Genomic DNA, 17,133 nt, shown 5'->3' with positions numbered 1-17,133 from the left:
TTACGCGGCTCAAACTCTGCCTTATAGACAGCTAATACAGGGCAGGACCCCATCATGAAAGGCGACATTACAGTCATCCAGCATCTCAACAAGATCCTTGCCAATGAGCTGGTCGCGATCAATCAATACTTCCTGCATGCACGCATGTACGAAGATTGGGGTTTGAACAAGCTCGGAAAGCACGAGTACCACGAATCCATCGATGAGATGAAGCACGCGGACAAGCTGATCAAGCGCATCCTGTTCCTTGAAGGCCTGCCGAATGTCCAGGACCTGGGCAAACTGCAGATCGGCGAACACACCCAGGAAATGCTTGAGTGCGACCTGCGTATCGAACGCACCGGTCACGCTGATCTCAAAGTAGCCATCGCTCATTGCGAAACCGTTGGCGACTTCGGCAGCCGTGAACTGCTTGAAGATATTCTTGAGTCCGAAGAAGAACATATCGACTGGCTGGAAACCCAACTGGGCCTGATCGATAAAGTCGGTCTTGAGAACTATCTGCAATCGCAGATGGGCGAAGAGTAAGTTAGCGCCCGCTAAACTCGAGACAATAAAAAGCCCCGCGCTCCTTTAAAGAGGCGGGGCTTTTTTGTGCCTTCGCTCTTGTAGGAGCGAAGCTTGCTCGCGAAAGCGGTCTTTCAGGTAAGACGCCTTCGCGGGCAAGCCTCGCGCCTACAAAAAGCGGATCAGGCTTCGGTCTTGCTGGCAGCAGCAGCTTCGACAGCAGCCTTGATAGTGCTCTGCAGCGAACCATCAGCAGACATTTCAGTCATGATGTCGCTACCGCCGACCAGCTCACCACCGACCCACAGTTGCGGGAAGGTTGGCCAGTTGGCGTACTTTGGCAGGTTGGCGCGGATTTCCGGGTTCTGCAGGATGTCCACGTAAGCAAACTTTTCGCCACACGCCATCACGGCCTGCGCGGCTTTCGCGGAGAAGCCACACTGCGGGGCATTCGGCGAGCCTTTCATGTAAAGCAGAATGGTGTTGTTAGCAATCTGCTCTTTAATCGTTTCGATGATATCCATGGAACACCTCGGCTGAACTTTCCGACTCAGTGGTCGGCACGGTGGCGCATTGTAACGGAAACCCGAGCACCCTGCTCGGTCTCCCCGACAGACTTGATCAAGCCGCCGCCACGGTCACTGGCACACCGTTCAACGCCGCATTGCCCGACAACTCATCGAGTTGACACTCGTCGGTCAAGTCATTGGCGCTGGAGCCCGGCTGACCACTGGCAATGGTCATCTGCACACCCGGCCGTGCATGGCCCCAACCGTGAGGAAGGCTGACCACGCCTTTCATCATGTCCAGACTGCCGAGCACTTCAACTTCGATCACACCGACTCGCGAACTGACCCGCACTCGCTGCCCGTCGTTGAGCCCACGACTGGCCAGGTCATCCGGGTGCATCAGCAATTGATGGCGCGGCTTGCCCTTCACCAGGCGGTGGTAGTTGTGCATCCACGAGTTGTTGCTGCGCACATGCCGGCGGCCAATCATCAACAACTCATCAAAGGCCGGTGCTTGCAACGCCGCAAAGCGGGCGAGGTCAGCCAGGATCACGGCAGGCGCAGCCTGGACTCGCTGATTTGCCGTTTTCAGACGGGGAGCCAGATTGGATTTCAATGCCCCAAGATCGACACCATGAGGGTGATCAAACAATGTCGCCAACGATAGCTTGTGCTTCGACGCGTCGCCATACAGCCCCATCCGCAAGCCCTGATCGATCATCTGCGCCGGGGCGACGGTTGGTTTCAATGCTTTGCCAGTCTTCGCAGCAAAGGCCTTGGCCAGCCCCACGAAAATTTCCCAGTCATGCAACGCACCTTCGGGTTTGGCCAGGATCGCGCGATTGAACCGACTGACGTTACGCACCGCAAACATATTAAAAGTCGTGTCGTAATGATCGTTTTCCAGGGCCGATGTGGACGGCAGAATCAGGTCGGCATAACGCGTGGTTTCATTGATGTACAGGTCGATGCTGACCATGAACTCCAAACCGTCCAGTGCCTGCTCCAGTTGCCGGCCATTGGGCGTCGAGAGCACCGGGTTACCCGCCACGGTAATCAGCGCGCGGACCTGCCCTTCCCCTTCGGTGAGCATCTCTTCGGCCAGTGCCGACACCGGCAATTCTCCAGCGTATTCAGGACGCCCGGACACCCGACTCTGCCACAGATTGAAATGCCCGCCTGAAGTGGACGCCACCAAGTCCACCGCAGGTTCGGTGCACAACGCCCCCCCCACGCGATCGAGATTACCAGTGACCAGGTTGATCAACTGCACAACCCAGTGGCACAAGGTACCGAACGCCTGGGTCGAGACCCCCATGCGGCCGTAACAGACCGCCGTCGGCGCTGCCGCGAAGTCCCGCGCCAGTTGGCGGATCTGTTCGGCGGGCACTGCACACAGTGGGCTCATGGCCTCGGCGGTGAAACTGGCGACTGCCTCCCGCACCTCATCCAGACCCTCCACCGGCAAATGACTGTCGCGGGTCAGGCCTTCAGCAAACAAGGTGTTGAGCAGCCCGAACAACAACGCGGCATCGCCACCCGGGCGCACGAACAGATGCTGGTCGGCAATCGCCGCCGTTTCGCTGCGGCGCGGATCAACCACCACCACTTTACCGCCGCGCGCCTGAATGGCCTTCAAGCGCTTCTCCACATCCGGCACGGTCATGATGCTGCCATTGGAGGCCAGCGGATTGCCGCCGAGGATCAGCATGAAATCGGTGTGATCGATGTCCGGGATCGGCAACAGCAAGCCATGGCCGTACATCAAATGGCTGGTCAGGTGATGGGGTAATTGGTCAACCGAGGTCGCAGAAAACCGGTTGCGGGTTTTCAACAGGCCGAGAAAGTAATTGCTGTGGGTCATCAGCCCGTAGTTGTGCACGCTGGGGTTGCCTTGATAGACCGCCACCGCGTTCTGCCCGTGACGCTCCTGAATCGCCGCCAGACGTTCGGCGACAAGGCTGAAGGCATCTTCCCACTCGATGGGTTGCCATTCGTAGCCGACCCGAAGCATTGGCTGACGCAGACGATCAGGATCGTTCTGAATATCTTGCAAGGCGACAGCCTTGGGACAGATGTGTCCGCGGCTGAATGTATCCTGAGGGTCACCCTTGATCGAAGTGATCTGCACAGCGCCTTCGACCTCGGTGGTTTCGATGGTCAGGCCGCAGATGGCTTCACACAAGTGGCACGCACGGTGATGGAGAGTCTTGGTCATGGCCAGTCTCTGTCTTGTTCTGGGCGGGCAATATCGGCCGCGGGAACAAAACTATGGAGCCTGACCCACGACTGCGCCAGCGACGTTCGTCTTGTGAATCGGCGACCATCAGGCCAGCCGATGAGCGCCGGGGATCAGTTCGGCGGCAGCCTCGGCGGCGCCTGCAACTGGATCTCCTGAATGGTTTCGATCTGCTCATGAGCGATATGGACACCCGTGAGTTCGCCGATCAATCGCCAGTGCTCGTCGAGTCCGGCGCTGATGGTTGCCATGCGGTCAATCATCCGCCGGCCGGCGGCCTTGGTCACTTCGTCTTCACTGCGCATCAACTCGAAGGACATCGAGGTCATGGAAGCGGTGAGATGGGTCAGTGAGCGAGCCGTAAGGCCAAGTAACTCCATTAGCTGTTGTTCTTTCGATTCCATTCCGAAGGCTTCCTGCGTCGTTCGTGGGTTAGTTATAACCCGCCTCCTTGCATAAGCAAATGTTTCAGACCAGACACATCGATCGTTCCTGAGCACAAAGGCGTCGAAAGACAGCTCAGAAACCGACCGCTGCTATCCATCCTCACCCCGTTTGATTGCAAAGCCCCGTGACCCCAGTGTACAAATGACGGGCTGCTGTCAGGAAACAGGCTTCAAAAGCGCTACTGCGGTCATCCCGTAGCCCCTCTGAAATCCCCTAAAAACCGTAGCCCTATTGGTAAGACGCGACATTTAATTATAAGATCGCGCCTTCCCCTATTTCGTCGCCCCGTGCGGCTTACGCCGCAGGTCTCGCCCGTTTTTCAGTTAAACAAGGCTTTGAGTATCTGCGGTCTGTTGCAAAAAGGTAGTCAATGATGAGCGCAAGGCACTTTCTCTCCCTGATGGATTGCACGCCCGAAGAGCTGGTCAGCGTGATCCGTCGAGGCATTGAGCTCAAAGACCTGCGTAACCGCGGCGTACTGTTCGAGCCTTTGAAAAACCGCGTGCTCGGGATGATTTTCGAGAAATCGTCGACCCGCACCCGTATTTCGTTCGAAGCCGGCATGATCCAGCTTGGTGGCCAGGCGATTTTCCTGTCGCCGCGTGACACCCAACTGGGCCGTGGCGAGCCGATCGGCGACTGCGCGATCGTGATGTCGAGCATGCTCGACGCCGTGATGATCCGTACCTTTGCCCACAGCACCCTGACCGAATTCGCCGCCAACTCCCGCGTGCCCGTCATCAACGGCCTGTCCGATGACCTGCACCCATGCCAGTTGCTGGCCGACATGCAGACGTTCCTCGAACACCGCGGCTCGATCCAGGGCAAAACCGTGGCCTGGATCGGCGACGGCAATAACATGTGCAACAGCTATATAGAAGCGGCGATGCAGTTCGACTTCCAGTTGCGCATCGCTTGCCCGGAGGGTTTTGAACCCAACCCTGAGTTCGTGGCCAAGGCGGGTGATCGGATCACCATCGTCCGCGACCCGAAGGATGCCGTACGCGGCGCCCACCTGGTCAGCACCGACGTCTGGACCTCCATGGGCCAGGAAGAGGAAACCGCCACACGCCTGAAGCTGTTTGCACCGTTCCAGGTCAACCGCGCCCTGCTCGACCTGGCCGCTCCGGACGTGCTGTTCATGCACTGCCTGCCGGCCCACCGAGGTGAGGAAATCAGCGTCGACTTGCTCGATGACAAGCGCTCCGTTGCTTGGGATCAAGCCGAAAACCGTCTTCACGCACAAAAGGCCCTGCTCGAGTTTCTCGTCCCGCCTTCGTACCACCACGCATGAGCCATCCATTACTGCTTAACCTGCGCAACCTCGCCTGTGGCTACCAAGACCAGCGGGTCGTGCAGAACCTCAACCTGCATTTGAATGCCGGCGACATCGGCTGCTTGCTGGGCTCATCGGGTTGCGGAAAAACCACCACCCTGCGGGCCATTGCCGGTTTCGAACCGGTGCACGAAGGTGAAATCCAGTTGGCGGGCGAGACGATCTCCCGCGCCGGTTTCACCCTCGCTCCGGAAAAACGTCGGATCGGCATGGTGTTCCAGGACTACGCACTGTTTCCGCATTTGAGCGTGGCCGAGAACATCGCCTTCGGGATCCGTAAACATCCTCAGAAAGATCGCGTCACCGAAGAGTTGCTGGAGCTGGTCAATCTGAAAAACCTCGGCAAACGCTTCCCGCATGAGCTATCCGGTGGTCAACAGCAGCGCGTCGCTCTGGCGCGGGCCCTGGCACCGGAACCGCAACTGCTGCTGCTCGACGAACCTTTCTCCAACCTTGATGGCGAGTTGCGACGCAAGCTCAGCCATGAGGTGCGCGACATCCTCAAGGCCCGTGGCACCAGCGCGATTCTGGTGACCCATGACCAGGAAGAAGCCTTCGCGGTGAGCGATCATGTGGGAGTTTTCAAGGAAGGTCGTCTGGAGCAGTGGGACACGCCCTACAACCTGTATCACGAACCGCTGACGCCGTTTGTGGCCAGCTTCATCGGCCAGGGTTATTTCATTCGCGGCCAGCTGAGCAGCCCCGAGTCGGTGCAAACCGAATTGGGAGAGTTACGCGGTAATCGTGCCTACACCTGGCCGGTTGGCGGTGCGGTGGATGTGTTGCTGCGTCCGGACGATATCGTTTATGCACCGGACAACGACTTGAAAGCGCGGATCGTCGGCAAGTCTTTCCAGGGTGCGTCGACCTTGTATCGCTTGCAGTTACCGACGGGCGCACAGCTTGAGTCGATATTTCCGAGTCATGCTGATCATCAGGTGGGGTCGGAGGTCGGCATTCGTGTCGCGGCTGAACATCTAGTGTTGTTCCAGGCATCGGGCAGTACGGCGGCGCAGATTCCGATCATCGAGTCCGGCGTCCGCCGCTACAGCAGCGCTAGCTGATACCTGAATTTGTAGGAGCGAGCGGTGCGGCGATCCGACTTGCCCGCGAAGGCGTCAGGCCTGCCAATGAAGATGTCGACTGACACGACGCCTTCGCGGGCAAGCCTCGCTCCTACAGAGAAATCATCCGAGTAATAATTTTCCACTCGCAACGAGCGTCGCATTCCCGCCAATTCTCACCCGATCCCCTTCCAGTCGACAGAACAACTCCCCGCCTCGCGCCGAACGCTGATAAGCCGTCAGGCTCGACTTGCCCAAACGTTTCGACCAATACGGAATCAGGCTGCAATGGGTGGAACCGGTCACCGGGTCTTCATTGATGCCGATCGCCGGGGCGAAGTAGCGGGACACAAAGTCATGCTTGCTGCCCCTGGCAGTGACAATTGCCCCCGGCCACGGCAGTTTCGCCAGCGCCGCCATGTCCGGCTGACATTCGAGCACCGCCTGCTCGGATTCCAGCACCACGAACAACTCGTTCGACCCCAGCACATCAACCGCTTCCACACCCAGCGCGCGCTCGACATCCAGGGTCACGCCCACTTCCGACGGTACGATGGCCGGGAAGTCCAGCCACAAGCGCTCACCCTCACGGCTCACACTGAGCGGGCCGGACTTGCAGACGAAGTCCAGCCGCTCGACCGGCTCTTTATAGATTTCAAACAGAACGTAAGCGCTGGCCAGGGTCGCATGACCGCACAACGGCACTTCGGTGGTCGGGGTAAACCAGCGGATGCGCCAGCCCTGCCCTTCGCGCACCACGAAGGCGGTTTCGGCGAGGTTGTGCTCGGCGGCGATCTTCTGCATCAGCTCATCGGCAAGCCAGGCATCGAGGCGATAGACCATCGCCGGATTGCCACTGAACGGCCGATCACTGAACGCATCAACCTGGTGAAATTCAAGCTGCATAACCTTCTCCCTGAGTCAGGCGCGGCCGATATCGGCAAATTTGGCCTGAGTGTGTTCCGCCAATACCGCGGGTGCCAATTCGACTTCCAACCCACGTCGCCCCGCGCTGACAAAAATGCTGGCGAAGGGCTGAGCTGAATTATCAATGAAAGTGCGCAAGCGCTTTTTCTGTCCCAGCGGGCTTATCCCGCCCAAGAGGTAACCGGTGGATCGTTGCGCAGCGGCAGGGTCGGCCATTTCGACTTTTTTCACGCCCGCAGCATGAGCCAGGCCCTTCAAATCCAGACTTCCGACGACCGGCACCACGGCCACCAGCAATTCACCTTTCTCGCTGGCTGCCAGCAAGGTCTTGAATACCTGAGCCGGGTCCAATCCCAGTTTCTCCGCGGCCTCCAGCCCATAGGACGCCGCCTTCGGATCATGTTCGTAACTGTGCACGCGATGTTCGGCACGAACTTTTTTCAACAAATCCAATGCGGGGGTCATGGCAGCTCCAGGCTGGCGACAGAAGAAAAATACTGCGCTGAATTCTAGGCCATTGATCAATAAAAGGCTCTATTGCGGCGCTATTTCAAAGGCTTGGCGGCGCCTTCTGCCGTTCGTCCACGTTCAGCCTGCCGCGTGAACGATGTGGTCATTCACATGACTAATAGTTCGATTGTGACTGACGGTTCACTTTCGACCTTTGACAGCAGCGTTTCTTGTCTATATTTTTTCGAAACTGAATACTGTACGAATGTCTTACCGCAGCACCCAGCAGCAGGCCGAGAACAGGATGGGGATTCTGCCTCGGTGAAAATCGCGCTTTGACCCTGATGCCAAAGCGCCAGACAACAACAAAAACGAGGTTTTCAATGACAACTGCTTTACAACAACCGTCGCTCTCCAGCCAATGCATGGCCGAATTCCTGGGCACTGCGCTGCTGATTTTTTTTGGTACGGGTTGCGTTGCCGCGCTCAAAGTCGCGGGCGCCAGCTTCGGCCTTTGGGAAATCAGCATCATCTGGGGCATCGGGGTGAGCATGGCGATCTACCTGACCGCCGGCGTTTCCGGGGCTCACCTCAATCCCGCCGTCAGCATTGCCCTGAGCATTTTCGCTGACTTCGAAAAGCGCAAACTGCCGTTCTATATTCTCGCCCAGGTGGCGGGCGCCTTCTGTGGAGCGTTGTTGGTTTACACGCTTTACAGCAATTTGTTCTTCGATTACGAACAAACCCACCATATGGTTCGTGGTACTCAGGCCAGTCTCGAATTGGCATCGGTGTTCTCCACCTTCCCCAACCCGGTCTTGTCCACGGCACAGGCCTTCCTGGTTGAAGTGATCATCACCGCCATCCTGATGGGCGTGATCATGTCCCTGACCGACGACAACAACGGCTTGCCAAAGGGTCCACTCGCTCCGCTGCTGATCGGCCTGCTGATTGCCGTGATTGGCAGTTCGATGGGGCCGCTGACCGGTTTTGCGATGAACCCGGCGCGCGACTTCGGTCCTAAACTGATGACTTTCTTCGCTGGCTGGGGTGAAATTTCCTTCACCGGCGGGCGCGATATCCCGTATTTCCTGATTCCGATTTTTGCACCGATTGTCGGTGCCTGCCTCGGCGCTGCCGCTTATCGCGGGCTGATTGCCCGTCACCTGCCCAGTGCCACACCTGCTACAAAGGAAGCAGCACCGGCCATTGACGGCAAACCAAGAACTTCTTGATACCGTTGGCGCGTGATCCTGCCCATTAAGAGCGCGCGCCGGACCTCACTCCCTTTTTTCGTCCAAGGCAATCGACATGACCGACACTCAGAATAAGAACTACATCATTGCCCTTGATCAGGGTACGACCAGCTCCCGCGCGATCATTTTCGACCGCGACGCGAACGTGGTCTGCACCGCCCAGCGCGAATTCGCACAGCATTACCCGCAAGCCGGCTGGGTTGAACATGATCCGATGGAAATCTTCGCCACTCAAAGCGCCGTGATGGTCGAGGCCCTGGCTCAAGCCGGCCTGCATCACGACCAGGTCGCCGCCATCGGCATCACCAACCAGCGCGAAACTACGGTGGTCTGGGACAAGACCACCGGCCGCCCGATCTACAACGCGATCGTCTGGCAGTGCCGCCGCAGCACCGAAATCTGCCAGCAGCTCAAGCGTGATGGCCACGAGCAGTACATCAGCGACACCACGGGCCTGGTCACCGACCCGTACTTCTCCGGCACCAAGCTCAAGTGGATCCTCGACAACGTCGAAGGCAGCCGCGAGCGTGCGCGCAAGGGTGAACTGCTGTTCGGCACTGTCGACAGCTGGCTGATCTGGAAATTTACCGGCGGCAAGGTGCATGTCACCGACTACACCAACGCCTCTCGCACCATGCTCTTCAACATCCACACGCTGGAGTGGGATGCGAAGATGCTGGAGGTGCTGGATATTCCGCGCGAGATGCTGCCGCAGGTTAAATCCTCGTCCGAAATCTACGGCCACACCAAAAGCGGCATCGCCATTGGCGGTATCGCCGGTGACCAGCAAGCGGCCCTGTTTGGCCAGATGTGCGTCGAACCCGGTCAGGCGAAGAACACCTACGGCACCGGTTGCTTCCTGCTGATGAACACTGGCGACAAAGCCGTAAAATCCAAGCACGGCATGCTGACCACCATTGCTTGCGGCCCGCGCGGCGAAGTGGCTTACGCACTGGAAGGCGCAGTGTTCAACGGCGGTTCTACTGTTCAGTGGCTGCGTGACGAACTGAAGATCATCAACGACGCCCACGACACCGAATACTTCGCCAACAAGGTCAAGGACAGCAACGGCGTGTACCTCGTGCCAGCCTTTACCGGTCTGGGCGCTCCGTACTGGGACCCGTATGCCCGTGGTGCATTGTTCGGACTGACTCGCGGCGTACGTGTGGATCACATTATTCGTGCAGCCCTGGAGTCGATTGCCTACCAGACCCGCGACGTTCTCGACGCCATGCAACAGGATTCCGGCGAACGCTTGAAATCCCTGCGCGTGGACGGCGGTGCGGTGGCGAACAACTTCCTGATGCAGTTCCAGGCCGACATCCTCGGCACTCGGGTAGAGCGTCCGCAAATGCGCGAAACCACCGCACTGGGCGCGGCTTACCTGGCCGGTCTGGCGTGTGGCTTCTGGAGCAGCCTGGATGACTTGCGCGGCAAGGCTGTGATCGAACGCGAATTCGAACCGACCCTGGACGAAACCGCGAAGGAAAAACTCTATGCCGGCTGGAAAAAAGCCGTCAGCCGCACCCGCGATTGGGAACCGCACGAGGGCGCTGAGTAAGCCAAGCCCAGCACACGAATAGGGTTGTAACTGGTCGGGAGCAGATTCCTGCGGCATCATGGGCAAATTTTGCACGGCAGCCCAAAGGAAGCCCCATGAATCTGCCTCCCCGTCAGCAGCAAATCCTCGAACTGGTCCGCGAACGCGGCTATGTCAGCATCGAGGAAATGGCTACGCTGTTCGTCGTTACACCGCAAACCATTCGCCGCGATATCAATCAGCTCGCGGAAGCTAATTTGTTGCGTCGCTACCATGGTGGCGCCGCTTACGATTCCAGCGTCGAAAACACCGCCTACGCCATGCGTGCCGACCAGATGCGCGACGAAAAACAGCGTATTGGCGAAGCCATTGCCGCGCAGATCCCCGATCACGCCTCGCTGTTCATCAATATCGGTACCACCACCGAATCGATTGCCCGGGCGTTGCTCAATCACAATCACCTGAAAATCATCACCAACAACTTGCATGTAGCCTCGATGCTCAGCGCCAAGGACGATTTCGACGTTCTGCTGACCGGTGGCAATGTCCGACGTGACGGAGGTGTGGTCGGTCAGGCCAGTGTCGACTTCATTAACCAGTTCAAGGTTGATTTCGCCCTGGTCGGCATCAGCGGTATAGATGAAGACGGCAGCCTGCTGGACTTCGACTATCAGGAAGTTCGGGTATCCCAAGCGATCATCGCCAATGCCCGACAGGTCATCCTGGCGGCTGACTCCAGCAAATTCGGGCGCAACGCCATGATTCGCCTGGGGCCTATCAGCCTGATCGATTGCCTGGTGACCGATCAGCAACCTGTACCGGCCTTGGCGCAGTTGTTGAGTCAGCACAAGATTCGGCTCGAGGTCGTTTAACCCCCCACATCTTCGTCGGCTGTACCGACGCCATCGTCGGAACGCCGCCCGGAGCAAGCTCGCTCCCACAGGTTCACCGTAACCCTTGTGGGAGCGAGCTTGCTCCGGGCGGCGTTCCGACGATAGCGATCTCTCATGCACCTCCTCTTTCGCGTCGTTATACGCATCTAAATGTTCGAAAATTTTCCTTTAACAGCCCTTCGATCAGTATTTTCAATCGAAGTTGACTGGCCGTGGGCGGCTTTATGGGCTACCATTTTCGAAAATGAACATTAATGTTCGAATTCCAATACCGAAAATCATAAAAGCCCGAGGCCAGCCGATGCCCACTTCTACCTTGCCTATGCCCCCTCTCGCTGAGGTCTACGATATCGCCGTCATCGGTGGTGGGATCAATGGCGTGGGGATTGCAGCGGATGCCGCCGGTCGCGGTCTTTCGGTGTTCCTTTGCGAAAAGGATGACCTGGCCAGCCACACCTCGTCGGCCAGCAGCAAGCTGATCCACGGTGGCCTGCGCTACCTCGAACATTACGAATTCCGTCTGGTGCGCGAAGCCTTGGCCGAACGCGAAGTGCTGCTGGCCAAGGCCCCGCACATCGTCAAGCAAATGCGCTTCGTGCTGCCGCACCGCCCACACCTGCGTCCGGCCTGGATGATCCGCGCCGGCCTGTTCCTTTATGACCACCTCGGCAAGCGAGAAAAACTCGAAGGTTCGAAAAGCCTGAAGTTCGGCCCGGACAGTCCGCTGAAAAGCGAAATCACCAAAGGCTTCGAATACTCCGATTGCTGGGTGGACGATGCTCGTCTTGTGGTACTGAACGCCATGGCCGCCCGCGAAAAAGGCGCCCACGTTCACACCCAGACTCGTTGCGTCAGTGCCCGTCGCACCAAGGGTCTGTGGCACCTGCACCTGGAGCGAGCCGATGGCAGTTTGTTTTCGATCCGCGCCAAGGCGCTGGTGAATGCGGCCGGCCCGTGGGTCGCCAAGTTCATTCGTGACGATCTGAAGATGGAATCGCCTTACGGCATTCGCCTGATTCAGGGCAGCCACCTGATCGTGCCGAAACTGTACGAAGGTGAGCACGCGCACATTCTGCAAAACGAAGATCAGCGCATCGTGTTCACCATTCCGTACCTGAACCACTTCACCCTGATTGGCACCACCGACCGCGAATACACCGGCGACCCGGCGAAAGTCGCAATCACCGAAGGCGAAACCGATTACCTGTTGAAAGTGGTCAACTCCCATTTCAAGAAACGCATCAGCCGCGACGATATCCTGCACAGCTATTCCGGTGTTCGTCCGCTGTGCAACGACGAATCCGACAACCCGTCGGCCGTCACCCGCGACTACACCCTGGCGCTGTCAGGCAGTGGTGAAGAAGCGCCGCTGCTGTCGGTGTTCGGCGGCAAGCTGACCACCTACCGCAAACTGGCCGAGTCGGCGCTGGCGCAACTGACTCCGTACTTCAAAGACATCAAGCCACGCTGGACCGCCAGCGCAACCCTGCCGGGCGGCGAAGACATGACCACCCCGCAGGCGCTGAGCTCGCTGATCCGCGACAAGTTCGACTGGGTCCCGAGCGAAATCTCCCGCCGCTGGGCCACCACCTACGGCAGCCGCACCTGGCGCATGCTTGAGGGCGTACAAAACCTCAGCGACCTGGGCGAACACCTCGGTGGCGGTCTCTACACCCGCGAAGTCGATTACCTGTGCAGCGAAGAGTGGGCGACCACGGCGCACGACATTCTGTGGCGCCGCAGCAAGCTGGGGCTGTTCACCACCCCGGCGGAACAGGAAAAGCTTGCGGATTACCTGAACAAGGTCGAACAGAACCGCAGCAAAATCGAAGCGGCCTGATCGGAAATCCGATTAAAAAGCCCCTGAATCACACGATTCAGGGGCTTTTTTGTAGGTGCTCATTGCGCCAGATGCAGCAACAGGAAATCAATGAACGCCCTCGATTTGTGAGGTAAATGCGGGTTATTGGGAAACACTACGTTGACGGACTGCGAGGGCAGCGAATAGTCGGGCAACAGGCGGATCAGCCGCTCGCTGGCAATGTCGTCCTTGACCACCCACGCGGGCAGCACCGAGACCCCAAGGGACGACAACGTCATGGAGCGAATGGCCGTGGATGAATTGGATTCAAACTGATTGATCCCGTTGATCTCTACAGTCCCCAATTGCGGATGACGCAACGTCCACTGAGTCGGTGCCTGCAGGTTGCTATTGGCAATCCACGGCACCGAATTCAGGTCCTGGGGATTTTGCACCGGGTGACGCGCAAGAAACGCCTCGGCAGCCACCAAAACAATTTCATAATCCGCCAGCTTACGGCTCTTGAATGCCGAGTCCGACAAGTTGCCTAAACGGATAACCAGGTCTAACTTTTCCGCCACCAGATCATTGAGTGACGCGTTAAAGTTATAACAGAGTTTTATCTCCGGATAGCGCTCTATAAAGTGCGGAATCAACGGCAGAATATACGCCTCACCGTATTCACTGGTGGAACTGAAGCGCAGTTTACCGGAAACCCGATTATGCCCTTTTAATACATTATCGAAGGCAGTATCAATATCCACGACAATACCTTTGAACTCTTCATAAAAGTCCTGACCGATTTCGGTGAGGGATATATTTCGGGTATTACGAATCAACAACGTCGCTGACAGCACGTCCTCCAGCGCCTTGACATGCAGGCTGGCCATGGCCTTGCTGATGCTCAGGTAATTGGCGGCCTTGGTGTAAGAACCAAAATCGACCACGGCCAGAAATGTCTGGACCCGATTAAGATGAGTGTGCATAGCAATAGGGTTCACTGTTAAATCCTGTCAAACAGTGTTTCAAGGATAGTCGCATCGACAGTTCAAGTCCACCGCCCCTATGCTTTGCGGCAAAGGGGAAACAACATGACCTATCGCTACAAAGTTGCACTGATTTTTCTGATCGGCTTTTTTATAGACTGCATTAACATCTTTATGTCGGCGGTCGCATTACCGAGCATATCGACGGCGTTGCACGTTAGTACTTCAGACGTTGCCTGGGTGGCTAACGCTTACATTCTGGGGCTGACACTGATCATCCCGGTCAGCACCTGGCTGGCCGGTCGTTTTGGTCGTCGGGAAATCCTCACCGCCTCGATGATCGTGTTCACCGGCTCCGTGTGGATGTGTGGGCTGGCCAACAGTTTCAACGAACTGGTGATCTGGCGCTTCGTCCAGGGGATTGGCGGCGGCCTGTTGATTCCAGTCGGCCAGGCGCTGACGTTCAACCTGTTCAAGGGTGCGCAGCGGGCGAAAATATCCACATTGGTCATGGCCGTTGCCCTGCTAGCGCCCGCCATTTCACCAACCATCGGCGGCATCATCGTCGACAGCAGCTCCTGGCGCTGGGTGTTCTACAGCAACATCCCGTTCTCGCTGATCGCGGCATTGTTGTCCTGGTTCTGGATCAACGAAGCGCGGCCGACGAGTTTGCCCAGGCCCGACATCAAGGGCTTGTTGTTGGTCAGCGCGGCACTCGGCAGCCTGCTGATGGGCATGTCGTTGTATGGCGGCGACGCTACGGCATGGTTGGCCGCCCTCTTCGTCATGGCCGGCGTTGCTTTCGTCGTGCTGTACGGGCTGCACTACCGCACATGCAAAAACCCGATCATTGAACTGAGCCTGCTCAAAAGCAAAAAACTCAGCACCTCCATCTTTATTTATTACGCGATTCCCGGTGTGTTCACGGGGGTCAATTTGATGAGCATCTTTTTCCTGCAAAACACCCTGCATTTCAGCGCCCGACTGACAGGGATGTTCATGATTCTCTACGCCATCGGCGCGTTCATCGCGATGCTGATTTGTGGCCGGGTCTATAACCGAATGGGCGCAAAGCGGCTGTTTGCCCTCGGCATGTTGTTGCACAGCGTCGGCATTGCCACCCTGTTACTGGTGAACGATCCCTCAGACCTTCTGGTGATTGTCATCGCCTACAGCCTGATGGGAATCGGCGGCGGCATCGGTGCCAACACAGCACAAACCACGTCGTTGATGGACTTTGAGGGCAATGACACCCACAAGGCCAGTGTCATCTGGAACATCAACCGACAGATGTCATTCAGCATCGGCGCCGCCCTCTTCCTGATGGTTTTCAACCTGCTCTTGAAGCATTTCGATACCACCCAGGCCTACCACGTGACCTTCGCCATCGCCGCGCTGGTGGGCCTGCTCCCACTCTTTCAACTGAGTCAGTTGAACACTCAAAAGGACTGTCATGCACAACAAAATAGTTGAACAGGCGCACCACAGCATTCATCACGTGCACGAGCTGATCCACACCCTGTTCACCGATGCAAACGGTAAGGGGCAGGCCGCGCTCGAGCCGCTGATGTCGGCATTCGCCGAGCACTTCACCATGGTCACCACTTCGGCCGCCATCGTCAGCCGGGCGATGGTCGAACAGATGTTCAGGGGGGCGGTCGGCGCCAAGCCAGGCCTGGAGATCGTCATCAGCGACCTGCAGACAGTCTGGCAAGAAGGCGACAGCGTGGCGATCCGCTACAAGGAAACCCATCGCCTCGACCAGCGCGAAAGCTCACGGGTTTCGGTGGCGATCATTGGCATCCATCACCACAACGCCCAATGGATCTACCTGCATGAAACGCCGCTAAGCCAGGAAAGCTGATTTGGTATGAACGGCACGATCACTGGCTCTTGTCTGGCCGATGAGACGTTAGCAGCCCCAAACACCATTCGGTTTTCCGAACGCGACCTGTCGGTCGATTCGGTTAACCGGATTCGCCAACGTCAAAATCTGCGCCATAAATATTTAATACCCTTATAAATCAATGATTTGATCTGTTAGGCCTGGCCTGGCACGAGTCATGCTCTACACTCTTGGACGAATGTCCGCTGTGCCAACCCTTCGGGAGCCGGCAAGCATTCGAAGCACAAAAAGGGCCGATGAACTGGCTCCATATAAAAACAATGTCGAGGAAAATTTGATGCGCATCGTTCCCCATATCCTGGGCGCAGCCATTGCTGCCGCTCTGATCAGCACTCCAGTTTTCGCCGCCGAACTCACCGGCACCCTGAAGAAGATCAAAGAGTCCGGCGTTATCACCCTCGGGCATCGTGACGCTTCCATTCCGTTTTCCTATATCGCGGACGCTTCCGGCAAACCGGTTGGCTACTCCCACGATATCCAGCTGAAAATCGTCGAAGCCATCAAGAAAGAACTCGACTTGCCGAACCTCCAGGTCAAATACAATCTGGTCACCTCGCAAACCCGTATCCCGCTGGTGCAGAACGGCACCGTGGACGTCGAGTGCGGCTCCACCACCAACAACGTCGAGCGTCAGCAGCAAGTTGACTTCTCCGTCGGCATCTTCGAAATCGGCACCCGTCTGCTGTCCAAGAAAGACTCTACCTACAAAAACTTTGACGACCTGAAAGGCAAGAACGTCGTGACCACCGCGGGCACCACGTCTGAGCGCCTCCTCAAGTCGATGAATGCTGATAAGCAGATGGGCATGAACGTCATCTCCGCCAAAGATCACGGCGAATCCTTCCAGATGCTGGAATCGGGCCGTGCCGTCGCGTTCATGATGGACGACGCGCTGCTGGCCGGTGAAGCGGCAAAAGCCAAGAAGGCGAGTGACTGGGAAGTGACCGGTGATCCGCAGTCCTATGAAATCTACGGCTGCATGGTCCGCAAGGGCGATGAGCCGTTCAAGAAGGCCGTGGATGACGCGATCATCGCCACCTACAAGTCAGGCGAGATCAACAAGATCTACGAAAAATGGTTCATGTCGCCTATCCCGCCTAAAGACCTGAACCTGAACTTCCCGATGAGCGACGAGCTCAAGGCCCTGATCGCCAATCCGACCGATAAAGCGGCTGACGACAAGAAGTCCTGATTTCTGACTAACCTTATCTTCTGAAAGGGCCATTGCCCTTTCAGGGGATAGTCACTCCCTGCTGGCATTTTTGGAAACAC

Annotated in this window: 16 protein-coding genes; 10 read left to right on the top strand and 6 right to left on the bottom strand. The window is 57.4% G+C overall.

Annotated elements, in window-relative coordinates:
* Positions 1 to 54 precede the first annotated feature (54 nt).
* Complete coding sequence (gene bfr, locus ACYZT3_RS06845) at positions 55 to 528, top strand: bacterioferritin (protein ID WP_017340571.1); 474 nt, start codon at positions 55 to 57, stop codon at positions 526 to 528.
* A 161-nt stretch (positions 529 to 689) separates the two neighbouring features.
* On the opposite strand, the gene grxD is transcribed toward bfr, so the two are convergent.
* The 3 genes from grxD to ACYZT3_RS06830 all read right to left on the bottom strand — a co-directional run bounded on the left by grxD (position 690) and on the right by ACYZT3_RS06830 (position 3,659).
* Positions 690 to 1,031, bottom strand: coding sequence for a Grx4 family monothiol glutaredoxin (grxD, locus tag ACYZT3_RS06840; protein ID WP_282375364.1), 342 nt, complete (start codon positions 1,029 to 1,031; stop codon positions 690 to 692).
* Positions 1,032 to 1,128: 97 nt separating this feature from the next.
* The gene (locus ACYZT3_RS06835; protein WP_282375363.1) at positions 1,129 to 3,234 is read right to left on the bottom strand and encodes a molybdopterin oxidoreductase family protein; all 2,106 of its coding nucleotides are present in this window, start codon (positions 3,232 to 3,234) and stop codon (positions 1,129 to 1,131) included.
* Between the two features lie 134 nt (positions 3,235 to 3,368).
* Entirely contained in the window at positions 3,369 to 3,659 is a 291-nt protein-coding gene (locus ACYZT3_RS06830; RefSeq protein WP_461977429.1) for a hypothetical protein, read from the bottom strand.
* Between the two features lie 416 nt (positions 3,660 to 4,075).
* On the opposite strand from ACYZT3_RS06830, the gene argF reads away from it, so the two are divergent.
* A complete protein-coding gene (gene argF, locus ACYZT3_RS06825) occupies positions 4,076 to 4,996 on the top strand; it encodes an ornithine carbamoyltransferase (protein ID WP_282375361.1) in 921 nt (306 codons plus the stop codon).
* Positions 4,993 to 6,102, top strand: a complete 1,110-nt coding sequence (locus tag ACYZT3_RS06820; protein WP_282375360.1) for an ABC transporter ATP-binding protein — start codon at positions 4,993 to 4,995, stop codon at positions 6,100 to 6,102. The genes argF and ACYZT3_RS06820 overlap by 4 nt, the downstream gene beginning before the upstream one ends.
* A 123-nt stretch (positions 6,103 to 6,225) precedes the next feature.
* On the opposite strand, the gene ACYZT3_RS06815 is transcribed toward ACYZT3_RS06820, so the two are convergent.
* Complete coding sequence (locus ACYZT3_RS06815) at positions 6,226 to 7,008, bottom strand: PhzF family phenazine biosynthesis protein (RefSeq protein WP_282375359.1); 783 nt, start codon at positions 7,006 to 7,008, stop codon at positions 6,226 to 6,228.
* 15 nt (positions 7,009 to 7,023) lie between these two features.
* Positions 7,024 to 7,494 carry a Cys-tRNA(Pro) deacylase gene (gene ybaK, locus ACYZT3_RS06810; RefSeq protein ID WP_007971306.1) on the bottom strand — a complete coding sequence of 157 codons (471 nt, stop codon included), beginning with the start codon at positions 7,492 to 7,494 and terminating at the stop codon, positions 7,024 to 7,026.
* Positions 7,495 to 7,862: 368 nt separating this feature from the next.
* On the opposite strand from ybaK, the gene ACYZT3_RS06805 reads away from it, so the two are divergent.
* The 4 genes from ACYZT3_RS06805 to glpD all read left to right on the top strand — a co-directional run bounded on the left by ACYZT3_RS06805 (position 7,863) and on the right by glpD (position 13,008).
* Positions 7,863 to 8,714, top strand: a complete 852-nt coding sequence (locus ACYZT3_RS06805) for an MIP/aquaporin family protein (protein WP_282375356.1) — start codon at positions 7,863 to 7,865, stop codon at positions 8,712 to 8,714.
* A gap of 76 nt (positions 8,715 to 8,790) precedes the next feature.
* A complete protein-coding gene (gene glpK, locus ACYZT3_RS06800) occupies positions 8,791 to 10,296 on the top strand; it encodes a glycerol kinase GlpK (RefSeq protein WP_282375355.1) in 1,506 nt (501 codons plus the stop codon).
* Positions 10,297 to 10,391: 95 nt separating this feature from the next.
* Positions 10,392 to 11,147, top strand: a complete 756-nt coding sequence (locus ACYZT3_RS06795) for a DeoR/GlpR family transcriptional regulator (protein WP_007916700.1) — start codon at positions 10,392 to 10,394, stop codon at positions 11,145 to 11,147.
* A 322-nt stretch (positions 11,148 to 11,469) separates the two neighbouring features.
* On the top strand, positions 11,470 to 13,008 hold the full coding sequence (gene glpD, locus ACYZT3_RS06790) for a glycerol-3-phosphate dehydrogenase (protein ID WP_282375354.1): 1,539 nt from the start codon (positions 11,470 to 11,472) through the stop codon (positions 13,006 to 13,008).
* 59 nt (positions 13,009 to 13,067) lie between these two features.
* Here glpD and ACYZT3_RS06785 read toward each other — a convergent pair whose 3' ends face one another.
* A complete protein-coding gene (locus tag ACYZT3_RS06785) occupies positions 13,068 to 13,955 on the bottom strand; it encodes a LysR family transcriptional regulator (protein ID WP_462032344.1) in 888 nt (295 codons plus the stop codon).
* 105 nt (positions 13,956 to 14,060) lie between these two features.
* Here ACYZT3_RS06785 and ACYZT3_RS06780 point away from each other — a divergent pair, with 105 nt between their 5' ends.
* The 3 genes from ACYZT3_RS06780 to ACYZT3_RS06770 all read left to right on the top strand — a co-directional run bounded on the left by ACYZT3_RS06780 (position 14,061) and on the right by ACYZT3_RS06770 (position 17,053).
* Positions 14,061 to 15,428: an MFS transporter gene (locus ACYZT3_RS06780; RefSeq protein ID WP_282375353.1), complete on the top strand. Its 1,368-nt coding sequence runs from the start codon at positions 14,061 to 14,063 to the stop codon at positions 15,426 to 15,428.
* Positions 15,409 to 15,819, top strand: coding sequence for a DUF4440 domain-containing protein (locus tag ACYZT3_RS06775; protein ID WP_282375352.1), 411 nt, complete (start codon positions 15,409 to 15,411; stop codon positions 15,817 to 15,819). The genes ACYZT3_RS06780 and ACYZT3_RS06775 overlap by 20 nt, the downstream gene beginning before the upstream one ends.
* 319 nt (positions 15,820 to 16,138) lie before the next feature.
* Positions 16,139 to 17,053, top strand: a complete 915-nt coding sequence (locus tag ACYZT3_RS06770; RefSeq protein WP_462031764.1) for a glutamate/aspartate ABC transporter substrate-binding protein — start codon at positions 16,139 to 16,141, stop codon at positions 17,051 to 17,053.
* Positions 17,054 to 17,133 lie beyond the last annotated feature (80 nt).

This window comes from Pseudomonas sp. MDT1-16 (assembly GCF_054898115.1).
This window is presented reverse-complemented; position numbering and strand designations above follow the sequence as displayed.